The organism is Brakhagea slesvicensis (assembly GCF_052161625.1).
GTDB lineage: Bacteria > Planctomycetota > Planctomycetia > Pirellulales > Pirellulaceae > JBKCUI01.
Map to the genome: position 1 here is coordinate 4,913,399 of NZ_CP197412.1, position 24,366 is coordinate 4,937,764.

At 53.8% G+C, this 24,366-nt stretch carries 16 protein-coding genes and 1 pseudogene; 10 read left to right on the plus strand and 7 right to left on the minus strand.

Going from position 1 to position 24,366, the window contains the following annotated elements; all coding sequences use genetic code 11:
- Positions 1–58 precede the first annotated feature (58 nt).
- The 3 genes from SH467x_RS18790 to SH467x_RS18800 all read right to left on the minus strand — a co-directional run bounded on the left by SH467x_RS18790 (position 59) and on the right by SH467x_RS18800 (position 6,212).
- A complete protein-coding gene (locus tag SH467x_RS18790; protein WP_482368626.1) occupies positions 59–1,921 on the minus strand; it encodes a lipase family alpha/beta hydrolase in 1,863 nt (620 codons plus the stop codon).
- A gap of 221 nt (positions 1,922–2,142) precedes the next feature.
- Entirely contained in the window at positions 2,143–5,616 is a 3,474-nt protein-coding gene (locus tag SH467x_RS18795; RefSeq protein WP_482368627.1) for a protein kinase domain-containing protein, read from the minus strand.
- Complete coding sequence (locus SH467x_RS18800) at positions 5,613–6,212, minus strand: RNA polymerase sigma factor (RefSeq protein ID WP_482368628.1); 600 nt, start codon at positions 6,210–6,212, stop codon at positions 5,613–5,615. The genes SH467x_RS18795 and SH467x_RS18800 overlap by 4 nt, the downstream gene beginning before the upstream one ends.
- Positions 6,213–6,446: 234 nt before the next feature.
- Between SH467x_RS18800 and SH467x_RS18805 the strand changes: the two genes are divergently transcribed.
- The 9 genes and pseudogenes from SH467x_RS18805 to SH467x_RS18845 form a co-directional block, all read left to right on the plus strand.
- Positions 6,447–6,911, plus strand: coding sequence for an Rrf2 family transcriptional regulator (locus tag SH467x_RS18805; protein ID WP_482368629.1), 465 nt, complete (start codon positions 6,447–6,449; stop codon positions 6,909–6,911).
- On the plus strand, positions 6,904–7,599 hold the full coding sequence (locus SH467x_RS18810; RefSeq protein ID WP_482368630.1) for a class I SAM-dependent methyltransferase: 696 nt from the start codon (positions 6,904–6,906) through the stop codon (positions 7,597–7,599). The genes SH467x_RS18805 and SH467x_RS18810 overlap by 8 nt, the downstream gene beginning before the upstream one ends.
- Before the next feature lie 59 nt (positions 7,600–7,658).
- Positions 7,659–8,531 (plus strand): class I SAM-dependent methyltransferase, encoded by an 873-nt coding sequence (locus SH467x_RS18815; protein WP_482368631.1) that lies wholly within the window; start codon positions 7,659–7,661, stop codon positions 8,529–8,531.
- Positions 8,532–9,410: 879 nt separating this feature from the next.
- Positions 9,411–10,160 carry an RNA polymerase sigma factor gene (locus SH467x_RS18820; protein ID WP_482368632.1) on the plus strand — a complete coding sequence of 250 codons (750 nt, stop codon included), beginning with the start codon at positions 9,411–9,413 and terminating at the stop codon, positions 10,158–10,160.
- A gap of 69 nt (positions 10,161–10,229) precedes the next feature.
- The gene (locus SH467x_RS18825; RefSeq protein ID WP_482368633.1) at positions 10,230–12,443 is read left to right on the plus strand and encodes a serine/threonine-protein kinase; all 2,214 of its coding nucleotides are present in this window, start codon (positions 10,230–10,232) and stop codon (positions 12,441–12,443) included.
- 234 nt (positions 12,444–12,677) lie between these two features.
- The gene (locus tag SH467x_RS18830; protein ID WP_482368634.1) at positions 12,678–13,424 is read left to right on the plus strand and encodes a hypothetical protein; all 747 of its coding nucleotides are present in this window, start codon (positions 12,678–12,680) and stop codon (positions 13,422–13,424) included.
- Positions 13,425–13,477: 53 nt separating this feature from the next.
- On the plus strand, positions 13,478–14,263 hold the full coding sequence (locus SH467x_RS18835; protein ID WP_482368635.1) for an NAD-dependent deacylase: 786 nt from the start codon (positions 13,478–13,480) through the stop codon (positions 14,261–14,263).
- On the plus strand, positions 14,260–14,817 hold the full coding sequence (locus SH467x_RS18840) for an RNA 2'-phosphotransferase (RefSeq protein ID WP_482368636.1): 558 nt from the start codon (positions 14,260–14,262) through the stop codon (positions 14,815–14,817). The genes SH467x_RS18835 and SH467x_RS18840 overlap by 4 nt, the downstream gene beginning before the upstream one ends.
- A 29-nt stretch (positions 14,818–14,846) precedes the next feature.
- Positions 14,847–15,098: pseudogene (locus SH467x_RS18845) on the plus strand (macro domain-containing protein); the annotation flags it as partial.
- Positions 15,099–15,205: 107 nt separating this feature from the next.
- Here the strand turns inward: SH467x_RS18845 and SH467x_RS18850 are convergent.
- Entirely contained in the window at positions 15,206–17,623 is a 2,418-nt protein-coding gene (locus tag SH467x_RS18850; RefSeq protein ID WP_482368637.1) for a DUF1254 domain-containing protein, read from the minus strand.
- Between the two features lie 818 nt (positions 17,624–18,441).
- Here SH467x_RS18850 and SH467x_RS18855 point away from each other — a divergent pair.
- A complete protein-coding gene (locus tag SH467x_RS18855; protein ID WP_482368638.1) occupies positions 18,442–19,623 on the plus strand; it encodes a carbohydrate porin in 1,182 nt (393 codons plus the stop codon).
- A gap of 150 nt (positions 19,624–19,773) precedes the next feature.
- Here SH467x_RS18855 and SH467x_RS18860 read toward each other — a convergent pair whose 3' ends face one another.
- The 3 genes from SH467x_RS18860 to SH467x_RS18870 form a co-directional block, all read right to left on the minus strand.
- On the minus strand, positions 19,774–21,519 hold the full coding sequence (locus SH467x_RS18860) for an arylsulfatase (RefSeq protein ID WP_482368639.1): 1,746 nt from the start codon (positions 21,517–21,519) through the stop codon (positions 19,774–19,776).
- A 34-nt stretch (positions 21,520–21,553) separates the two neighbouring features.
- Positions 21,554–22,723, minus strand: coding sequence for a formylglycine-generating enzyme family protein (locus SH467x_RS18865; protein ID WP_482368640.1), 1,170 nt, complete (start codon positions 22,721–22,723; stop codon positions 21,554–21,556).
- 289 nt (positions 22,724–23,012) lie between these two features.
- Positions 23,013–24,125: a hypothetical protein gene (locus SH467x_RS18870; protein WP_482368641.1), complete on the minus strand. Its 1,113-nt coding sequence runs from the start codon at positions 24,123–24,125 to the stop codon at positions 23,013–23,015.
- Positions 24,126–24,366: the final 241 nt, after the last annotated feature.

Genomic DNA, 24,366 nt, shown 5'->3' on the forward strand with positions numbered 1-24,366 from the left:
ACAACTCAAGCCGTGAGATCGTTTCGATCGACTGCTTATCTTTCCTGGCCCTTCATTTTTAGGGGATGGCCAAGACGGAAGAACGCGGAGCGAGTTGAGTCTCAGACCATATGCCAGCTTGATTGTTCCCCGAGGGGAAGTCTGACTTTCTTATGAATTTCCGCTCTTGGATTGGTCTAGCGGTTTCACTCGCTGTCAGGTGTTCTTTCAAAGTTTGAAACAAGTCGTCAATCACGAGTTGTTCCTGAGGTAGCTTGCTGTGCCGGGCATGCAAGAAATACTCCGTTCCCGATCGCTTGAGCTGAGCACTTTGGACAGGCACCACACCGTCCGAGTCGCCATAGCCCGGCATCCAGTAACCGGTGCCGATGATCGAATGTGTGGCGACGGATGGATCGATCGGCAAGCAATTGACGGCTTGCAGTAAGGGGCTGTCGGGTTCGAGCAGATCAATGCTGGTTGGAATTCGCCGACTGAACTCGTTTGAGAAGACCCCGGGGTTGGCGGCGATCAAGGCGCTGTGATCCAATCGCCGTTGTTCGGGCTCGCGGACCAGCAACGAACTGATGCGGCCGATCCATTTTTGGGCCCAAGGAGACCCTTGGTGTGGAGTACCCAGAAAGACGACACGGCGAACTCGAGGAGATGGTTCAAAGAAACACGCCTCGGACAATCGGTGTTGCGCCTGCGGTGTCATGTGGACTTGGTCGAAAGGTCGATTGGCGATCGATCGCCACAAGCGGTCGTCACTATGGCTGACCTGCAGTCGCGATATCAAACCTCCCATGCTGTGCCCGACCAGCACAACATCGGATAGGGCGGAATCTGCCCCATGTGGATCAAAAGTTTGGCAAGCGTCTTCGAGTTGTTTGCGCAGCAGCGCAGCGCTGGTCAGGAATGGAGCCCCCGTTGCATATTCGAATCCCCACAACTGGAATCGCTCCACAAGATCGGGCCTCGCATAGAACTCATTGGCCACGTTTGCCCAAGTCATCCGGTCTGAAATCAAACCATGTGACAGGACGATCGGTATCTTTCCACGTTCATAAGGGCGTACCACAAACAGGCCTTCTTCGTCTGGGTTGGTTTGCCCAGGTTGGAGAAAGTCACGGATGTTCCCCTGCTCGGAGTGGATCAGCGCGTAAGCAAACGGAGCAGAAAGATCGCGGGCCAGCGGGAAGCTGATATGGTCGATGGCGACACTGCTAAAGACAGTCGGGTCGTACAGCTCCAGAATGGGGGTTGATGACTCGTCCGAAGTCGACACACTGGGGCGTAGGAGAATCGTAGCGGCTGCCATTTGTTGTCGGCGACGGAATCGCTCGTCTGGACGTCGGCAATGCACTGCGATGGTTGGCAAACCGATGCCGCACTCGGCATAGACGCGGTTCAGGTGACGAGTTCGATACTGGCCAACCGGAATGAGTTGATCCACTTCGAATCGGTTGCCTGGCACGCCGCGCCAAACGATAGGAATCGTTTGGCAGCTGTCACCCAAATGCACTTGCAAGCCCTGCCGCGGGTCGAACCGCGCGAAGCGAGTCCCTTCATTCAGCAATCCCAACAAGGCGTCGTGATACAGATCGCTTGCTCGACTGGTGCCGTTGTGGCTTGAGATCGATTGTGGATCGAGGGAACACCAGGCGCCTAATGTGGCCCGGGTGAAGTAGTCCACACAAGCGTCGCTCCCGGAACGGGCTAACGATAGAGCGTGGGCATAATCCATCTCCGCTTGAGACAGAGCAGAGTCAGGAGAGATTGAGGCCGCGTTTTGCAACGCATAGGCCTTTGTTCGCGAATCCGTTTTCGGCGGACGCCACTGACCATTGAGGCCCATTGCAGCACAGCCGCCGCAAAACCCGGTCAAGGCCAAGACAAGCAACAGGGTCAGGTGGCTCCATCCGGGGCGTTTGTTCAACATTTTTAGCTCCCTCGAGAACAATACCCCTCTGGAGACTTGCTGCTCGGATTCCACGGGTCGAATGTCTGGAATTCGAGGTGAAAGGCATGCCCATCACGCATGGATGGAAAACTTTCGCCAATCGACCTTTCCAATTCGAATCGATTTTCCGATTGAACGATCCACCCGGTATTGTTAAAGAACTCGGACGTTACGTCGAATTGACAAGCGTTTCTAAGGGGCTAGTACTCGGCGATGACTTTCCATTGATCATCCGTTTTGCGCAGTTGGACGAATCTGAACGCGCCGGGAACGGAGAGTTTTAGCAGGACATCCTCTGCGGCGACCTTGAATCGTAATGATCGGTACAGCGATTGGCTTGGTTGATTCGGTTCTGCGACGTATTCGCCAACAGGGACATCCAATTGTTCGATCCGAAATGAGTTGATCACCGTGGCAGCAATAAAGGCCGGCATGGGATCTCGTTCAGCCTGCTTCTTGAGAGCGACGAGCATGTCATCACGCTTGACCGAAACGCCGTACTCGGTCATTTTGCTAGGAACCTCTAACCCAAAATAGAACAAGCGGTTTCCTGGGAGCAACAGTACTTCGGAGGCGTAAAGTTGGTTGAGTTTCTTTTCATCGTAAACGATGCAAGCTTTGAGAAAATCCGTCGCAAAAGCTTTCAACTCTGGAGCAGGCTTGCGCAAGCTCGCAATCTTGTTAGCAGGCCCCGAAACGTTCACGTCCTTCAGGCCCAACCAGAAAATGGGATGAGCCGTTGAGTCCAGATGATAGATCGCAACAGGACCAGACGGGGACAGAAGGCTCGTGAGTCCTTTGTTCTGGGAGGCGTCGCCAATGGTTGCATTCAATTTGACGAGGCTACCTGCTTTGAAATCGAGTGCTTCATCCGTGACAATAATCAAGGCAGCTAGATAAGGGGTTGTATCCTTTGTGTCGAGTGTTCTCGGTATGAGTCGCGTGACACCGTTAAAAGACAATTCCGAATCTGCAGCCAACTCGAATTCCCAATTGACTTTTTGTCCTTTCAACGCCTCGTTCATTTGAAACTGAACGGTGTCTTCTGCTGGGGCCAAATCGACATATCCTCCTGCACCATCAGTGACCGGAACGACTTCTGAAACCATGTCCTGACCTCCGGGGAAAATCGTGACCCGCTTTTCCAGAGACGGCTTGTCAGGGATTCTGCCTTTGCCTGCGAGTTCGGCAAGGTAACTGTTGAAAGCGACGATGTCCGATCGCCAATCTTTTGTCAGAGGTTTTCCATTTACGTTTTGGGCTTCTTGTACGCCCTGTGGTTTCTGTGTCATGAGTGCGATCGAATTTTGGGGAATCTTCCGTTCGCGAATAATCTCCCAAGCCTTCATGAATTGAGCTGTATAAATATTCAGGGTGTGCGTTTCTCGATCCTTCCATAGCGTCGTGTTGATCGCGGGATCTGCTACGAACTGTAGATTTGTCCAGCCGGATTCCGTCATTTCTGCGATCGCCGTCGCGATGGGCTCTTTCTGTTTGATTCCTGGTGGCCAGATAGAACGTTGGATCTTCAGAGAATCGGACGCCGAATCGATAAGATAGACGTCGCCGTAGTACGGTAGAAATACAAAGTACTTTTGCTCGTCAGCAAGTAGGGCAGAAAACGAAGTATCTAGATCTGCAACCTTCCGAAGCGTTTTTGGGTCAGCGTTTTCAATCCGATGATCGCCTGCGTAGACACCGTCCTTATCTTTGCAGACAGACTGATGAATTGTTTGAAATGTCGGTGCATGGTATCCCGTGAGCTTTGTGTCGCCCTTCCAAACGCTATTCCGATCTGCGCCATAGGGGCTATCCTCACCAAAAGTCCTAAATGTGTCGGGATCGGCACCAACCAGCGGTGTCATCGACCAATAGACCCGGTTTGCGTCCCGATAGAACGCTTGTTCGAGATGCCGGAATGTCCTTGCATCGGCGCCGGAAATCTTTTCTTTCTGGTACCAAACGTTTTTCGCGTCTTTCCAGACAAATCCTGAATTCACCAGTTCAACAGTTTTCGGATCGACTCCTGGCACAGGTTCCCCATACCACCAAGTACTGTTCGAGTCCTTTGCAAGATTGAAGCCAATGACCTCAAAGCTTTTGGCATCGGCCAGAGGTAGTTCAACGACCCAAAAGCGGCCAGGGCTGATCCATTTGTAATAAACTTTGTTTTTATCCTTGGTATACTCTTCGCTCAGAGCTTTGAAACTTGCTGCATCGACGTCCACGCATTGACTTAGTTTGATATTGGCAGACTTGGCAAACTTTTCGAAATCTTCTTTCCCGGCTAGATCGACCCGTTGGTTTTTAAAAAAGATGAAGCCACCCTGTCGCGAGTAACCATGCCCCAGAACTTCGACTTGGGCATTATCAGAATGCAAGAGAGGTTCTGGTGTGTTGGATTGAAATAGAAGCCCCACAGCAACTGCCGTCATCAGGCTAAACATCATTAGTCCTCCAAGAGTGATCTGGTAACGTTCTGGGATTGCAATCTTTCGAAATACGTGCCGTTTCTTTATTAATAATCGGGAGGGAAGCTTTGAGCTCGCTGGTTGCTGCACGTGGCTTAAACAAGCTTCGAGGAGGTCACGAACTTCACTTGCTGAATCGAAACGCTCGATTTTTTCCTTAGCCATTAATTGCTCGATGATAAGCACCAGCCATTCCGGAATATCGGGATTCAGATCGCCAATCGGCGTCGCGATTTCGTCGCTGATTTTCTTTATCACCGCGTAGGACGATTCCGCTCGAACGGGTGGTCTACCGGTGCACATGGTGTAGAGAGTGCTTCCTAGGCTGAACAAGTCGCTACGTGCGTCGACGCTATGACCGACTGCCTGTTCAGGGGACATATATTGCGGCGTCCCGGGATGGAATCCAGAGCGTGTCAAGCTGGCGTCGTCGGCTGCTTGTGCGAGTCCAAAGTCGCTGATCAACGCTCGGTCAACATCTTCTTCCAGCAGGATGTTGGATGGTTTGATGTCACGATGCACCAGACCCTGCTGATGGGCAGCGGACAAGCCATCGGCGACTTGCATACCAATACGCAGTATTTCGCGCACTCGGAGTGGGCCATTGCGGTCGATGCGTGCCTGCAGCGATTCGCCTGACACAAACTGCATGACGATAAACGGCACTTCACGTTCGGTTTCCACATTGTAAATCGGCACCACGTGTTGATGCACGACGGCGGCTGCCGCGCGAGCTTCGCGTGAAAACCGCATCCTCGCGGGGCCACTTGAAGCCAGATAAGGAGCCAAAAGCTTGATCGCGACAGGGCGACTCAGCTCTGTATCGAATGCTTTGAACACGACTCCCATACCACCCGAGCCTATCAAGCGTTCCACCTCGTATCGCCCTAGTCGTCCCAGCATTTCGGGGTGTGTGGGTGGAGAAAGCAACTGCCTTGCCATCGATTCGGTCCAGTGAATCGCGGAGGGATCCATGCCCAAAAATCGAAATGGGCTTAGTTGATCGGTATTGTGATTATCCGAAACTGCCGCTTTCACGGCGCGCCATATCGCGGCGGTCCCTGCCAGTTCACGGATCCGATCTTGGCAGCGTACGCAGGTCTCGATATGAGCAAGTAGTTCATTGCTTGGTTCTGAGGGTTGATCGCTGTGGAGCATCCTGTCCAGCAGTGCATCATCACAAGTATCTGGATTGTTGTTCATCGTTGGTCCTGATATTGCTGAACAAGTTGCTTGATCCTCGCCATGACACGACTGCGAGCGAAGTAGATATTGCCCGGGCGAGTTTTGAGGCGAACTGCGGCTGCGTCGATGGATAATTCATCGATGGTCGTCAGCCAGAATGCCTGCCATGTGTGCTCGGCTACCGATTCGCGTACGCGATTTGAGGCCCATTGGAAGACCAATCGTTCGTACTCCAAATCCAGAGCGTGGGACAGCTCAGCAGGAGCAGGCAAATTCGCTAGGTACACCTGAGCCTCGCTGTCGTCGCGACCAATTGTTCGAGTGGCACGTTGTGTGAGCATATCTATCGCGGCGTTTCGAGCGATTCGTAAGAGCCAAGCACGGAAGCTGCCTCGATCATTCCTTTGGAGCCAGTTGGAAATCGAGTTGGCAACCGCCATGAAAACTTCTTGGACCAAGTTCTCCGCGTCGGCCGTTTGAAAGCCCCGGCTTGAAGCAATATTGAATACGACTGGACCGTAGATGGCTGCGAACTCGTTCCACGCAGCCATGTCCTCTGCGTCTTGAAGACGCAGAATGAGGCTGGCACGGGTGGGATCGTGAGTCGGAGTCATAGGGTCGTCAGGTAAGTTGATCGTTTCGCTTCCGATAGCAAGACTGGAACAGGAGACGAAATCTTGCGCGCGTCGAAGTGATTTTCGCAGATTTTCTCTCATTCTGCTTTTGCTGAGTGAGCTAGTCACCTTTTGGGACTGCCCGCCAGTGCCCAACCGCGGCCTATCCGTCTTCCGTTCTTCTAGGTAACCACCCACTTGACCGACGTGCTTTCACGTAATACCATAAGTTACATGAGGCGAGACAGCAAACTTTCCGGTGTACTTCACATTCTGCTTCACATGGCTGAGCGTACTGGGCCGGTGACATCGGAGGAGTTATCCAGAATGATGGACACCAATCCCGTTGTGGTTCGGCGAACGATGGCGGGTCTCCGGCAATTGGGGTACGTGCAATCCGAAAAAGGGCATGGCGGCGGATGGACATTGTCGTGCGACCTAGCTCAAGTGACCATGAAGGACATCTATACAGCAGTTGGAAGTCCGTCACTTTTCGCGATTGGAAATCGGACCGATGACCCGAAGTGTCTTGTAGAGCAAGCTGTGAACGCGGCGCTTCAACATGCCTTCGACGAGGCGGAGAAGATACTGCTTCACCGACTTGCTGATGTCACACTGGCCGCACTGAGCGAGGATTGTCATGCACGAATCGAAGCACGTGGCGGTGTGAAGAAGGCGAAAGGCAATTCTCATGGGTGATGATAATCGCTTCGCAAAGAGCGCATTCTCCGACACGAAGACGGTCGCTCGCTATCCAGAAGGACCGATACGGTTTGTGCCTGGATTTGTCGACATGCACCGAATGACGACAGTGCTATTGGCAGAGCGTGTTCCCGAGAGAGGCCAAGTCCTTGTTTTGGGAGCAGGGGGAGGTTTGGAACTGACTGCCTTTGCAGAAGCTGAGCCTAGTTGGTGTTTTGACGGAGTCGATCCATCTTTGGAGATGCTTAAATTGGCAGAGAAGACATTGGGGGGGCTCGCAAAGCGAGTGAATCTCCACCACGGCTTCATCGACGTTGCGCCCGAAGGTCCATTCGATGGAGCGACGTGTCTTCTTACGATGCACTTTGTTAGTCAAGAAGAGCGCAAGCGCATGGCGAACGAAATTCATCGGCGACTGAGGCCCGGTGCTCCATTCGTCGTGGTGCATCTCAGTGTTCCGCAAAGTGGAAACGAGCGCGCATTATGGCTATCTCGGTACGCTGCTTATGCGGTTCGCCTTGGTATCGAATACGCCAATGCGAACCAGGCTCGCGAAGCGGTTAATTCGCAGCTGACCATTCTCTCACCTGAATCAGACAAAGCGATTCTCGAAGAAGCTGGTTTTTCCAACGTTGATCTATTCTACGTCGGCTTGGCCTTTCGCGGCTGGGTCGGCTATGCCTGATCTGCTCGACGCAAAACGCTCAGTAAACCCTCCTCACATCTACGAAGGGAAGTGAAGCAATGCACTTGCGCTTGGGCTATTCGTTCCTACGATCCTTACCTCGAAAACTCAATGCAGCCGAAGTCCTTACCATGTGCAAACTTTGCGTCTTCATGACATTAATCTCCATCGCTATTTGTGCATTCGGATGCCGTCAAAAAAAGGATGTCGCTTTGCAGCAACCACATATCAATTCCCCGGTCCATCAAGAGCCTTGGCATCACGACAGTCCCAAACATGACACTGCCAAACATGACACTGCCAAACATGGCGAATCAAGGGGCCATAGCCACAACTTGCACCACAGCGATCACCACCATGCCTTTGAGAATCCCGTTGAGCTTTCCGCAAAATGGAATGATCCCCAGCGTGACCGATGGCAGTACCCGGATCAGATCGTTGAGGCCTTGTCACTTAAACCGGGTGAAACGGTAGCCGACATCGGAGCAGGGACCGGGTATATGGTGGCGCACTTGAGTCGAGAGGTTGGAAAGGACGGCACTGTCATCGCCATCGATGCCGAGTCAGCGATGATTGAATATTTGATCTCACACAAATCGCAACTAGGACCTGCCGCAGTCGTTCCTCAGAAGGTTGGCTTTAGCGATCCCGAATTGGAACCTGGGAGTGTGCATGGTGTCTTGACTCTCGATACATGGCATCACGTGGCGGACCGAGAAGCCTACGCGCGGAAGGTCTTTACCGGCCTAAAGAACGGCGGAAGGTTTGTGGTTGTTGACTATGAAGTTGACGCAGAGGTTGGGCCACCTCAACAGATGCGATTGTCGCCGGACCAAGTAATCAGGCAACTTGAAGAAGCCGGCTTTAGGGCCGAGGTTGTACCGGAGTCCATGCCGTTTCATTACATGGTTGTCGGGCACAAAGGTAATTAAGTCACGCATCGCCGAGCGCGACCCGGGAGAATGTCGGAGGGAACGGATGCTAGACGTTTTTCCGTCCGAATTTGTACGTACTCGTTGTGCTTGATCGCGGAAAGCTTTTGACTGGCGCGAATCCAGTCATTGGCTTTGGCAACCGAGGAATGGAAGCGCGAGCATGCCGAGGCAATACGCACGTACCGAGAGGAAGGAAGTCGCTACAAATCCGATCGAAAGCAGATGACGCGTGCGCGCCGAGTCCTCGCTGCCAAGCTCAATCGCTACAATACCTTGTACCAAGCCGTCCGGCCCGGGCCACCTCTCTGTCGTGGACGCTTCCTTAGCACCTGCCGTAAGAGCCTACCTCGGATAGGGGGATTGCAAATGCAAACAAAGTGGATACCGGTACCCTTTGACCTCCTTTTATGCCACTCGTCTTCGCCAGACGGAGCTTCGCGACCGTCTTTGTAATGTCGACTTGGGGTATCCAATTGAGCATCATTATTTCTTGGGTCGTCGTCTCACCTAATTGCATCGCTTGTTCTGAAGAGGATAGCTATCCTTGTTGGAGGTGGCATGCTTTTTATCCCAGAGGTTGGGTTGTGTTGCCAAGTGCTTTTTTCCTGCATCTATGTCCATAATCGATTTGATATTTCGCCACTTAACCAATGAGTAGGAATGGCAGTTGCGAAACACGTTCCATGACGGATTCATCGCGGAGATGGCCGAGAGGCGCGGACGGGAGGTGAAATGTAGAGCGATGAAATCCTAGGCCGGAAAATCGATAGATGGCGTTTGGAGGAGCGAGATTGCCAAACCGCTTCGAAATTTCAATCTTCAGTTCCTCGAGAATGCGTCTTGGATCAGCAACAGTCGCTCGGTTAAGATATGGAAATGGACACACCCTTCCCGATAACCTCTCAAGCGGTGAATCGCCATGCGCAGTTTCAAACAACGCATTGGTCGATGGTTCTTGCGTCGCAGCATCAACGAGATTCTCAGGGAGCAAAATGGTTGGCCGCTTTGTGCCAGCAGTACTGGCCACCAGTGTATGCGTTCATTTTGCACCGAACGAATAGTGAGCAGGATGCGGAAGACTTAACGCAAGCGTTTTTTGCTCGACTGCTCGAGAGGAACTGGTTGGCTTCTGCTAACCCGGAGCGCGGTCGATTTAGGGCGTTTCTATTGACGGCAGCCATTCGCTTTCTGGCCAACGAATGGGATCAGAAGCGTACACTAAAACGTGGCGGCGGCGTGAAGACCGTCAACATCGATACATCGATTGAAATGGCCATTCCAGACAATCGAGGCGTCTCTGCCGAGGCCCTCTACGAGCGGCAGTGGGCGATATCAATGCTTACGACGGTTCTTGAGCGACTACGGTCCGAGTTCGTAGAGGCCGGACGCGCGCAGGAGTACGAACTGCTCAAGCCTTGGTTGACCGCTGCAAAAAACTGTACCAACTATAGCGATTTGGCCACCGCCCTCGGGGTTCAGCCAGTGTCCGCTCGCAGTGCCGTGCATCGACTGCGTAAGCGATTCAAAAAACTATTTCGCGAAGAGGTCAGCCGTACGGTTCCTAGCCAAGACGAAGTCGATGATGAGCTTTGCTCCGTTATCGCCGCCTTGGCGTCACCGAGTTAATCTAGAAATAATCGATTGAAATACGGTGATTGGCTGCAACAAACGCTCGTCAATCCTTAATTTGAGGGTATGAGCAATCTACCAAATGACAAACCCTTGCCGACCTGTCCCCGATGTGGCCGATCGCTGCAGGAATACGGCGTCGATGGATTGTGCGCGGCTTGTTTGGGGGCGCTCTATTTTGTCACCGATACAGCATCGCCGAGCACAATGCTTGGTGAAAACGACCCATCGAAGCTTTCCCCGCTACCACTAGAAGAGCTAGCAGCACACTTTCCGCATCTTGAAATCACTGAGTTTCTAGGACGGGGCGGCATGGGAGTTGTCTACAAAGCTCAACAGAAATCGCTCAGTCGAACGGTTGCACTCAAACTTCTCGCACCTGAGCGTGCCGACGATCCCAAGTTTGCAAAGCGATTCATTCAGGAAGCGCGAGCCCTTGCTGCACTTAGTCACCCCAATATTGTCACCATCCATGACTTTGGGCAAGCGGGTGGCTACTACTATTTGCTGATGGAATACGTTGACGGTGTCAATCTTCGACAGGCGATGGCCGCCGGCCGTTTGGAGCCCGAACAAGCGCTCGCAATTGTGCCACCGGTTTGCGAGGCACTTCAGTATGCGCATGAACATCAGATTGTTCACTGTGACATCAAGCCCGAGAACTTGTTGCTCGATAAAGTCGGCCGCATAAAGATCGTTGACTTCGGGATTGCCAGAATGCTTGGAACGGATTCGCTGGCCGATTTTGCTGAGTCGCAGCCGGCTGGGACGCCGCAGTACATGGCCCCCGAGCAATGGCAGCCTGGTCTCACCGATCACCGGGCCGACATCTATAGTCTTGGCGTCGTGCTTTATGAGATGCTGACTGGCGACTTGCCGACTGGGCCACTGCAACCTCCATCGCGGAGCATCCAGGTCGATGTCCGCATTGATGAGATCGTGCTAAGGGCGTTGGAAGCATCGCCGGAAATGCGATTCCGCTCGGCAGCGGAGTTTGGTACCAGTGTCGCGGCTGTGACCCGAAGAGACGGGGCTGGTTTGGGGCCTAAACGAAGCGTTTGCTCTCGCTCTGGACTTGCTCTCTGGGGCGCAGCCTGGGCGGCGATTTGTCTGCTAAGTTTGCCTTTTCTTGAGATGGCTTGGGTCGGTGGTTTTGGGGCCACCTTGATGGGCTGGATGGCGGTTTCGGAGATTCTTCGCTCCGACGGCCGTGTGCGCGGGCTGCGGCTGGCGGTGTTCGACCTACTGCTCTTTCCGCTGTTAACCGTCAATGCCGCGATGATCGCCGTCTATGCGAGGTTGATCACAACGATTCGCAATCAACCCTACCCAGCGATGGGCAGCCCCAGTTGGCCGTTCATCGTCATCGGGTTAGGGCTTTTGACGCTCCTGCTCGTCGTTTTGCTCGACATTCTGGTCGCGCGAGTCGTTTGGCGTCGACTCCGTCGCTCACACACGACGGAGGGCGGGGCCCCGCCGAACTCCTGGGGTTGGCGCTTTGTCGTCGGGAGCCTGCTGGCAGTTGTCGGTGGAGCTGTCCTCCTGGTGGCGCCTCGAATCAACGAGCTAGTGGATGACTTTCAGCTGACAAAGTCGGCCCGTGATCACCACATCGAGCGGTTGACCCAGTTGTATCTGCTCGGTGGCGGGTTGATCGCCGTCGGACTTTTGGCGAGTTTGCGGGATGTCCGCCGGAGCGGCCGACTCATTGCGGCGAATGCCGGACGTCCGCGAATGACTGGCACCGCAACGGTCCAGACGCCAGCGGAACTTGCCAGCATTTGGAATCAGTTCTTTTGTTACCGCACACGGGGACCGCTGATCCTAGAGGAAAACCTGCTCATCCATTCGCACGCCGGGGGGAGCACATCCATTCCGTTGCAGGCCATTCGCGATGTCAGCATCGGGCGCCTCCCCCGTTTGATGAATCCGGCGGGGCTCAGCGTGCTGTGCATCGGCTACGAGCATGACGGCGAGATAAGGCAGGTGCTTATATCCCCGTTGGAGGGGTGGTTTCAGTTTTCTCAAGAGGCCGTATCAGAATGGTTTGCGGCGATTCGCAGTGCGGTCGTCCGCGCGACCGGGCGAAAGCCGTCCTTGACACCACCGGAGCAACTCGGAATTCCGCGAAGCTCGCGGCGGATCTCTTGGTTTCTGGTCGCCGCAGGCGCGCTGCTGCTTTTCGTCTTGTATGGGAAACATGCCGATGACTCGCGCCAAACTGCGATGCTATCTGGCGAAGCCGCCCGAGAGCTTCTCTCCGTAAACGGAATCCGATAGCGGCACATGCCATGTCTCACGATCAAGTGTTTATGTTTTAGATCGTAGCGTAATGGAAAGAGGAGCCCGGCCTCGCGCCAACCGACTTTACTCGCGAACGAACAGATTGATGTCGCGCGTCGGTCTCGATGGAAGCGCTCAATGCTCGGAATAAATCTGTATATTGCATGGACTTGCGGTCTGGACGCGGTTCACGATTGCGAATTGCAACATTCATGAGTTCATCGGTTACGTATGCGAGATTTAGATTTTAGTTCCTGGAACGGCGCGCTGACAACATTGCTTGGACTGGTCCTTGTGTCCGTGGTTGCGGTGGGAATTCGTTTGGTGCTGATGCAAACCATTCAACGGCGTCGTGAGCGCGAGAATCGTCAGATCAACGAGCGTCTGCGCACTCTCATCGCCGCTTACAAGGTATTGGGAGGCTCATTTACGGGTGAGCTAAGCGTCGATCCCACACACCTTCGTGCCTTGCGACAGATGAGTTTCCAGGTCTCAGCAGGAATTGAACGGATGGGTGACGCCGCCGAAATCGAAGTATCTCCGGAGGCCGCTTCGTCGGAGCGACGCCGACGCATCCGCGACGCCGTCGAAGCCGCGCTCTCGGATGTGATCTTGTTGGGTACGGAAGAGCAAGTCAACCTAGCTGCACATGCAGCTCGTGAGATGGTCGCCGGCAACAAAGTTCACTTGTCCGAACTCATTGTGTCACTTCGGAACTTCATTCGGCAAGCCTTGGATCTCGAACCAATCTCACCAGAGGTACACATTCCACACCAGGGACCGCTCAGACCAACTGTTTCCAGTGGTAAGGGAAATGGTGGAGGTCGCAACGAAGGGGCGGAGAAAGAGGGGGGCGGTCGTTCCGGCTCAGGAATGGCTATGGGGGCCGGCGGTCTCGGAGGCATGGCTGTCGGGTATCATCACGCCGCGACGGATGGAATTCCAGATGAGCCCAAAACGGACGACCCTCGCCCTTGATTGGTCGAGCCCGGATGTGCGAAACTCCCCAACAAATTAAAGTGCTGATTCATATGTCCACCGAAGAAGAAAACAGAACGATCGATGCGATTGTTCGCGTGATGCTGCAGTCTCAAAGTCTGTTGTTCATTACCGGTGCGGGGATCTCAGCAGAATCAGGGATCCCGACCTACCGAGGCATCGGTGGTCTCTACAATGTGGACTCGACCGAGGATGGCGTAGCGATCGAGGAGGCGCTATCAGCCTCGATGCTGGCGACGAATCCCGCGTTGACCTGGAAGTACCTAGCCCAGATCGGATTGGCGGTCCAAGGTGCAAAGCACAATCGGGCGCATGAGCTGATCGCGGAAATGGAAAGGCATTTTCCACGGGTTTGGACTCTCACTCAGAATATCGATGGCTTCCATCGTGACGCTGGCTGCAAAAATCTCATTGAGGCCCATGGAAACATGCATTCGCTTTCGTGCACACGATGCAGCTATCGTGTAGCGATAGAGGAATTCCATGGACTGGATATCCCTCCGAAGTGTCCGCATTGCGGCGCGTTAGTTCGACCCGATGTTGTGCTTTTTGGGGAACTCGTCAATGGTCCGGGGATCGAGTATCTTCAGCCGGAATTGGAAAAGGGATTCGACGTCGTGTTCAGCATCGGCACATCGAGCGTTTTTCCTTATATACAAGCTCCAATCTATATGGCCAGATCCTCGCGAAAAACCACCGTGGAGATCAACCCAAGCGAGACATCCATCTCGTCGCTATTCGACTATCGACTGACCATGCCAGCAGGGGCAGCACTGGAGGAAATTTGGAACCGCTACCAGGGAGCGAGCAACAGATGAACAACCCCTCGAAACGTCTCACTTCTATTAGTAAGTTTCTGAGACTCGTGCTGCGGCATCAGCCAGAAGTCATCGATATGAAGCTTGAGCCCGAGGGCTGGTTACTGATCGACGAGTTGATTGAGAATGCAAATCGCAAGGGCAATGAGCTTTCGCTTGAGCTACTGCATGATGTGGTTGCATCCTGCGAGAAGAAGCGATTCTCCCTCAGCGATGACGGACTGAAGATTCGAGCAAACCAGGGACATTCGGTCCCCGACGTGGAACTCAACCTTGAAGCGGTTGTACCTCCCTTCGTCCTTTATCATGGAACGGTTGCAGCTTTCCTGGATAGCATTCGCGAACAGGGCCTGCTAAAGCGATCTCGCAATCATGTGCATTTGTCTGCGGATATGGAAACCGCCCATAGGGTTGGTGCGCGGCGTGGGAAGCCGGTGATTTTGACAATTCTCTCAAAAGCGATGCACGAATCAGGGCAGAAATTCTACCTTGCGGCAAATGGCGTTTGGCTCACGGATGCTGTCCCGGCCCAGTTCCTTCAATTTCCAGAGTAAGTTGTTTGCTACCCTAAGGCGTATCTGGAGCCATCAAGAAGCGGGCGGGTGCGCGACCTTTTCGCGAGGTCGCCAAACACGGACCCATTCCGCTTGGCGGTGCCGTCTTGACAGGCGCGGGGCGCCTACCTTTCAAGGGAATCATGCATGTGGCAGGAATTAGCATGTGGTGGCGAGCCTCCGCGTTTTCGATTCGTGAGTCTTGTCGCAATGCAATCCGAATTGCCGCAGAGAACGGATTCGGATCGTTTCTCGTTATTGAAGTAGGTCAAGACGTTTGATTGCTGGCTTCGTGTTCCTGACTTGGTTCCGTTGCCGCTTCGTCCTCGCTAGCCCTGCCATTTCTGTTTCTTGGTTCAGTTGAGCGCGGTCGTCGCGGACAACACTGCTACTCCGTTTTGTCGACTCGCTCTGCATTTGGGAAGGTCCAGCGGCCCTCAAGGACTTCTTTTCGCGGACGGTATAGACGCACCATATAGTTCCATCCAGGTGGGGTTGGCAAGCAGTTGGGCGTCTTACCGTCCCACCCTCCGAACTGAATCGTGACCGAGCCATCTGCGTTCTTTTTCCCCGTTACGCTGTTGACCGAGTAGGCGTCATGTTCGTTCTGTTGGTAGTAGCCGTCCGAATTGTAAACGGACACCGACCAAAACCCGTCGACCGGCACATCCTTGACCGTCAAGCGGTACACCGTCTTACCGTCGTTTTTAGGCGGAGTGACGTTCAGGTAAAGTGCGTCCTTCTCGGGGTTTCCGCCCCATGCCATCGCGCTTCCGATGAGGTGTCGCACCGGGTCCACCTCGTCTTGCTTGCCAAACATGCGACGCGTCTCCGGAAGTGTTGAGCCGAGCGCGATCAGGGCGTTGCGAACGGTCGACTGGCTCGCCGGATCCCACATTGGAACGTCAAACTTGCCAGCATCCTTCTGTTCCACCTTGATGGCGTCTTGAAGGTCACGGACCTTTTTGATGTCCTCCTGATCAGCAGGGTTGACCAGCGTGCGGACCCCGGCCATGACGTAACGCGTGCCGATTTGCTCTCTCGTGAACGTGTTCTTACCCGCGCCGTATGCAACCGAAGGCACGTAATGGTTTTGGTCGATAACGAACAGCGACATGAACCGCTCGCCCGCATCGGGCATGGTGATCGTCACCGGTCCGGCGTCGAGGTCGAACACGGCGGCCGAATAGAGTGTATCGCGGTTGGCCCGCACTACGTCCTGCTTGTCGATCGGCATCGGATCACGGTAGTGGTAGAATTTTCCGAAACCGCCCCTGTTGACCGTCACGCCGAAGTACATGTCGGTCTCAGCGCGGATGAAGTTCTCCACCGTGACCGGTACCGTGACCGGTACTGCACTCGCTTTGTCCGTCCCGACGCGCTTCAACGGTGGTGCCTTCCACTTGCCGGTTAGGGCATCGTCCTTTGGCCAGTAGAGCCTGAGTACTGCGAAAAACTCTCCGTCAGGGGCTGGCAACCAGTTCGTATCCTTGCCCTCGCCTGGGGATTCGTGCTGGAGATACAACGTAAGTCCGCCGTCTATGTCCCGCTTCAAGTTCGGCAGCATCGGCGAGTTGATCAAGTAGCGGTCGATCGAGTTCTCGACCAGCAAACTCGACGGCAACTTGTACATGGTGAGCGACCAGAACGCGTTGACCGGGGGCAGCCCTTGCGGCGGGAACTTGAGGGTGTATTGGTTGCGGGACGCATCGAGCTTACCCCCCTCCGCATCGGTGAAATAGATCGGGTAAAGGGCCTCCTCTTTCGAGTTCCCGTAGATGCCGAGCACGGCGGAAGACATGCGGCCGAGATAGTCATTCTTTAGATACTCTCGCGATCCGAAGCCATCGGCGGCCGTCCGCTTGCCCGTATCGACCTGGTTCTTTTTAAACTCAGCGAACTCCTTCCAGGCGTCGGCCATGCCCTCCTCGACAGCCTTCTTGAGTTCCGGTGTTAGCATGGCTGAATTGAACGACCCGCCTCTACCGAGACCCAGTTTCGCGAACCGGGCCATTAGCTCCTTCTCGGTCGAGTGTGTGGGGCAGAACTGCAGGAGGTAGTGCAACACGTCGAAGAACTCGACCGATGTCCGCTGTTTCTCTGGTGAGAGCGGCCTGACGAATTCGATCTTCTTCGCGGAGGCTGGTGCCGGGTTGCCCAGAAAAGCGGAAAGCGGCTGCACCTTGTACCCGGCCTGCACCTTCTTTACCCCGTCAATGTCTGACGGGTTGAACAATTGTGTGCGGAACAGGACCCAACCGATCTCGGTCTCGCAGCGAATGACCTGTTTGACACCGTCCGGCTTCTTGCCGTTCCACTTCGGGCCTGCAAGAAGAAAGTGGCCGGCCTCACTCCCGGTCGTTCGACTGCCGGCGTAGGCGTAGTTGTGCGTGTACAGGTCGACGAACTGGAGCGAGTAGTATCGCTCCTCGGAGATGGCCGGCACGCTGATCACTAACGGTTCGGCCCGCAGGTCGGTTCCGAGCTGCGAGTAAGGCGTATCCGAGTTCGGAGTCTGAATTGCTCGATCATCGGGCGTGTAGACTCGCGCCTCATTATGGAGTTCATTCCAGGGAGCCTTGAATTCCGGCCCCTCCCGGTCCACGAAGTACGAGTGCAGGACACGGTAGTTGTCCACCAGCGGAAAGCCGTAAATGCACGCCTCCTTGGCGATAGCCCGAGCATCGGCCGGGGACAGCATGTCCTGCGTGGTCTGGGCTCGAACGGCAGGCGGCTCGATCGGACTCCCGAGAAACAGACTTAGTGCGAACAATGAAACAAAAGCGGCGTGCATTCTTGTAAACATGCGTTCGTCCCCTGTGTAACTCAGTTTCTAAAGTTCAAGCTGAATAGGCTCGTATGAGAAAGGTGTTCCATTCGGCTCGCGTGGTAGTACCAGCATTCATGCCAGGTTCGCCGCTTCTACGCAGATTTGTGATCCCGCGCGATCGAACAGAGTCGGTTCGACGCCTGGAAGATCTTGGTGATTGCTCCCCATTCTATCAAACTGACGATAACCAGTGTGGTATGACCAACGGGAGCATCAAGGTCGATGGTTCTATCCTCGACGATTCGGGTATCCCAGGCGCTATGGCTATGCAGGTTCTCGCGGATCCCCGGTTCTTACGAAATCGACTGGGCTGAGCGCCGTTGCCGGACTTTGCGGGCTGTGCGGATATGGAGATGGAGTCGAGGTCCGAAAATACAGTTTGGATGAGTTACGCTTCGTTTTCGCGTGCGGATTGCCGAATAACCGAAAAGGGGCCTAAGTGCCTTGTTGGAAATCATTAGATCGGGTGAGTCGACCCGCCAATTGGTGATGGGTGTTGATGAGGGCAATTCGCTGTTCTAAGCGTCTAATGCGGAACCGAGAGCAAGGGATTTTTTATCGTGAAGACAAGAGGTCATTCCGAATTCTGCAGAGCTCTCGCAATTGCTCTTGCAATATCAGGTACGGCTGTCGCGGTTGACGGCATGACCAACGTTGCTTGTGAGTCTGCGACTGAACCGTGTGACGTGCAGTCCGTCCCTGTGAGTTCGTCATTAACATCTTGTTCCCCGTTAACGTCCGGCGTTGTGGAGCGTCAGTATCTAACGGGTGGCTGGTATGGATACCGGTCAGCGATGAAAGAAAGAGGGGTGACCTTCTCTGGAAACTCGACTCACTTCGCATTTGGGGTCGAGGGGGGGATAGAAAGGTTACCACCGATTCCGTTACCGCTCGAGCTTGGTGACACCTTTGAGTACACGGGGCGTGGGGAGTACGATCTGAAGTTCGATTTGGAAAAGTTTGGTGGACTTCCTTACGGATCGCTCCTAGTTCGAGCGGAACACTGGTACGGTGAATATGGCAATGTTTCCTTGAACACCGGATCGCTTCCACCTGCTGTCTTCCCTGCTTTACTTCCAACCGCTCCAAACGATCCAGGAGATTTATTCCTTACTAACTTTGTCTTCACACAGCCACTGTCGGAGAGCTTTGTTTTGTACGGTGGCAAGAAGGATGTATTGGGCGCGGCAGATCAAGATGAGTTCGCGGGTGGAGATGGGACCGAGCAGTTTGTGAACCAAGCGTTCATTGCCAACCCTGCTTTTCTTTTGGGACTGCCTTATACCGGATTCGTGGTGGGGGCTGCCATGCCGCAATCGTGGGGGATGGTCAACGTCTTCGCTTACGACCCTAAAGATCGAACCACGGACTTTTTCGATATTGATGATCTCTATGCCAACGGCGTTATTCTAGGCACGGAGGTCAAAGCAAATATGGACACGTTCGGTCGCCAAGGAGACGTTCACGTGGGAGGCATGTGGAAGAAAGTCGATCTAACGGATCTTCAATTCAACGAGCCACCGCCGGGTGTCTTTCCACAACCAGTCGTGCCAGGTTTTCAAACCAAATCCGATTCTTGGACTCTCTATTCTGGGTTCGATCATTTCTTGAAGCAGTTCGAAGTGGGCGAGAGAAAAGGGTGGGGAGTCTTCGGTCGCGCATCGATCAGCGACGGGAATCCAACGCCGTTACGATACTTCTTGAGCGCTGGGGTCGGCGGCGACAGTAATCTTCGCGCGAATCGTAGAGATAAGTGGGGAGTGGGTTGGTACTACGTCGGTTCGAGCAACGAGTTCGGCCCGCTTCCAAGGCAGCTCTTTGGCCCTAGAGATGGAACTGGCATTGAGATGTTCTATAACTTCCAAGTACGTCCTTGGATGAACATCACGCCGGACGTCCAGTACATCAAACCGGATGCTGGAGCGTTGGCAGATGAAGCATTTGTGTATGGCCTGCGCATGAACGTGATTCTCTAGCCATTGGATGGCGATGAATGCCATGCGACGAACAACTGGTGACGAACAACCGGGTGCAGAAATAAAAAACAGGACGGCGATGAGGCCGTCCTGTTGGAATTGATCCGAGTATTGCTCTGATGGTTTCAATGCTAGTCTCGGAATCGGAAGCTAGTTCCGCGATGGTTGCGCGTTCTGTAACTTTTTGAGCAGTTCCTGAACCTTGATCGTGTTGTAGTTGATCCCCGAGGCGCTCAGGCTGCTGCCGGTTTGGTAAGGATACTTGTCAAAGTCTGCGAAGAAGTTCTTGATGACCTCTTGAGCAGGAACGAAGAGCCAAAGGTTGTCTGCATACCATCGGAGGTATCCCATCTCTCCATGTTGCCACATGATCTCATAGGGGTCGGCTTTTAGGTTGATGATCAGCGGCCAGTTTGGAGTCGTGCGGACTCCGGTTGCGATGTTGCCGTCGAAAATCGCAAAATGGACTTTCCAATCGCGATATCGAACTGCATTCAGGTCCCCTTGTTGTCCGAAGTAGAAGTACTCATTGCGAGGGCTCTTGGCTTCTGTTCCTTTGAAGTATGGAAGGAAGTTGTAGCCGTCGAGTTTGACTTTCCATTCTTTGCCGTTTGCTTTGTGACCCTTGGCAAGCTTGTCCTTGACGTCCGGTTCCCCTGCAGCTGCGAGCAGCGTTGGCATCCAGTCGTTGTGAGCGATTGCATCGTTGATCTTCGATCCTGGTTTGAGAACTCCAGGCCAGCGAACTAGCAATGGAACGCGGTGTCCGCCTTCCCATGTAGTGCCTTTTTCACCATGAAATGGGGTGATGCCACCGTCAGGCCACGAAGCGGTTTCTGCTCCGTTGTCGGTGCTGTACATGACGATGGTATTATCCGCGATACCCAAATCATCGAGCTTCTTGAGAAGCTGTCCAACGTGGCCATCGTGTTCCACCATTCCGTCTGGATACAAACCGATCCCTGTCTTGCCTTCGGATTCTTTCTTGAGTCGGGTCCAGACGTGCATTCGAGTGCTATTATGCCAGAGGAAGAACGGCTTGTTGGCCTTGACGGATCGATCGATGAAATCGAGGCTTCCTGCGAGCATATCTTCGTCGATTGTTTCCATGCGTTTGCGGGTCAAAGGGCCTGTGTCTTTGATCTCGCCCCCTGCGACCGATTTGATCACGCCGCGGGGTCCATACTTCTTTTTGAACTCAGGATCTTTCGGGTAGTAATAGGTCTCAGGCTCTTCTTCCGCGTTCAAGTGATAGAGGTTGCCATAGAACTCGTCGAAACCGTGTGCGGTGGGCAAGTGTTTGTCGCGGTCGCCAAGGTGGTTCTTTCCGTACTGAGCGGTCGAGTAACCATGATTTTTGAGCAAGTCAGCGATCGTCGGTGCCCAGTCTGGGACACCGTGATCGCTACCAGGCATCCCGATGGTGAGCAAGCCTGTTCGGAAGGGATGCTGTCCAAGCAAGAAGGCGGCTCGACCGGCGGTGCAAGACTGCTCGCCGTATGCGTCGGTGAACAAGGTGCCTTCTTTGGCAATCCGATCGATATTCGGCGTCTGGTAACCCATGATGCCATGGTTGTATGCCGAGATGTTGTGAACCCCGATATCATCCCCCCAAATGATGAGGATATTCGGCTTCTTACCAGATTGAGCAGTTGCTTCTTCCACGGCAGCATTGTGACTGACCAAACGAATCGTATCGTCATGAGACAGTCCACTCGAGCAACATAGGCCGGCTTCGTCACAAGTATCATTTGGGGATGGCTCTGCGACTGTGTTAGTGTCGACGTTTAGCGCCATCGGTGGGTTCTCGAGCCCCATACCCGCTGCCAAGTATCCTATGGCGCCGCTGAGGGCCGCCGTGATGAGGACCTTGGAATAACCAACAGAAAATTTCATTACTGACTCCAATGAGAAGAAAAGTTTACATTGTTCATCGCGTGGTTTCTTTTTGATTACTGGTCGCGGTTTTCGAGTCTTTCACACATCGAAACCCCACATGGGACATGCCCGTATCGGGCGTACACCCGTGTCTTGAACTTGGTCGATAGCGCGAGCAATAACTGTCGTTACAAAGAAAGGATCCGCCCCGCTGACTTCTCTGCGCCATGAAGGGACGTAGAGGATCGTTGCTTTTGGTGGGGCCCTGTGGGTTGATGTGCAACGTCTTACCCACTCGAGTCGTGTACAACTCGCGGTCATACCAATCGTTGCACCATTCCCAAACGTTTCCGGACATGTCAAACAGTCCATACGCATTGGGGGCAAAAGAGCCGACTGGGGCTGTGGCTGCGTAGCCATCGGTTTTGGTGTTGTTGTAAGGAAAATCGCCAGTCCAAATATTGGTCTGTGGTTGTGTCTCGCTTAAGGGTGCGTCTCCCCAAACGAACCGAGTCGACTTGAAACCGCCTCGCGCAGCGCATTCCCATTCGGCCTCGGTCGGGAGTCTTTTCCCAGCCCAAGTGGCATAGGCGACCGCGTCAAACCAGGAGACGTGAACGACAGGGTGGTTATCAAGACCGTTGAGATCGCTTCCCGGTCCGTTCGGATGCCGCCAGCTCGCACCTGGAGTCCAAGTCCACCAGCGCCGCACGTCATCGAGCGGCACTCTCTCTGTCGGCGGAGTGAATACCAAAGAGCCAGCTACCAAGGGGGTGGACTCTGGTACTGTTGTACCGGCCGGCGCGTTCGAAAGAATCTCGGACACCGTCGGTGCTTTCTCGGCGGTCGTAACGTAATTCGTCGCAGTAACGAATTCGAGAAAGTGCTTGTTCGTTACCTCGGTCGCGTCCATCCAAAATCCATCGACTGCGATGGAGTGAATCGGTCTCTCGTCGGTTCGAGCGTCTTTCTCATCACTACCCATGCGAAACTCGCCGCCAGGAATCCAAACCATTCCAACGGGAGCAGCCTCGTCCTGAGGAACGGGTGATGATTGGAATAGCTGGGAGGGCTTTTCCGTGGATGTATTAATAATACCTTGCCCCGAGACGCCACCAGAAGCCTCTCGGCGATTGGATGCTAGCCAATACACGAGACCGAAGGATAGAAGACTGACAATAACGTAGGGAGCGACGCTGCGAATAGCACTCGAGGAGGTCATACTTGGTTGGAGCAAAACGAATTTATTAATGAGACATCTGTCGCGGCGGCAATTCCTGCTGAGGAAGACCTTTGACAAAATCGCATGCGTTAGAAAAGAGCCGTTTTGAGGGGGCGAAACAAAGATCCATCGAAACGCAAATCTAGTCCGGCGACGCGTCGTGCGGGTTCCCGCAATATAGCTGAAACGCTCGAATGTAGCGATCTTTTGGTTCGAGAATATTCCCGAAACCGACTTCACAGGGGATTTGAAGAGGTGTGTGTCAATAATAGGCGCATTGCGCTATTGACTAGAACCCGCACTGAAATTGGGTTCGAAAGAGCCAACCCTCATCGCCTGGTAAAAGATTCAAGCGGGCACTGTTGAGAGGCGTGCCAGTAATTCTTGAAATATCAAAATTGAACTTTGTGTTGTGTCCGCGAATGTACCAAGCGAACCCTCCGGCTATTTCCTCGGTACTTTGATCGATCGTGCCGAGCGATCCTGAGTTTCCGTTTATCGATGCCCAGCGAAGCAATAACTCCAAGTGGCTTGGAACAACGAAGTAACCCGATTGCAAAAGTAGTCCTCGGTCGAGCAAATTTGGCACACTGCCGTCCGTGAATTGGGAGATGGTGCGCCAGTGGTGTTCGGCAATGAACGAGAATCCTTTGTGTTTCCAGTGACCGTCTACGGTATACATGTTGACGTCGTACCCAGTAACGGATGCGGGTAATAGATTGGACAACCGGTCGCCGGAGTCCACGACTCGTTGGCGATTGAACTCACTGGGACCTTCCGCGTTGATTCGCGATCCTGCAACCCCCACTCCAAGCCGCAGTGCAGGGCTTTCATGCCAACTTAGGTCTGGCTCGCCGTCCTCACCGAACTCGCCAAGGATGTCGGTGGTGACACGGGTTGACCAGCCAAAATTTCGATCGAGATCTTCGTTCGGAATGGTGCTATCTCGGCCAGTGTTGAAGCCGTTGAACAAGGCCGTTTCAACGTGCAACGGCACTGGAGAGTCTGAGATGTTGCTCAAGGTGCCGAGCCCGAGAGAACGGCCTATGTCGAAAAAGAGGTTTGCGGTGGAGCGTTCGCTGAATTGAAATCGTCGCGCCGATTCTTCGCGAGATCGACTGAAGGGTGCTTTCCATTTTCCGCCGCGCAGGATGAGTCGAGATTCTTGCAGTCCTAGTCCGGAATGGCCAAGGTCATAGTTGACGAACCCATCGAGTAGCAAGACTTCCACGGACTCGTCGGAGTTACCGTCGAAAGCAACGACATAGGTGAAGTCGGGTGAGTATACGAGTCCGCTGAAACTTAAGCGTAGTCGCTCGAACGAGATCGTATTTCGACTTCGGCTTGGCCCTTGGGAGTCGAAGTAAGCATGCCTCAATTGAAACCAGGCATTGGTCCTCAATTCGAAAGGAAAAGGTTCTGGGGCAAGGCCGTCCGATCCAACATTGGTTAACAGAATCCCACGATCGAGTTTCAGAGATAACCCGTTATCTCTGGATTCCGACTGCAAAAAAGGCTGGGATATAAGAGCAGGATCCAGGCAAGGGGACAACGACTCTATAGAAGGCTCCACATTCTCGCCTGTGGAGGATGGGGGCATCAACTGGTCCGAGGCCACATACCCAAACGCATCCGCTGATTGA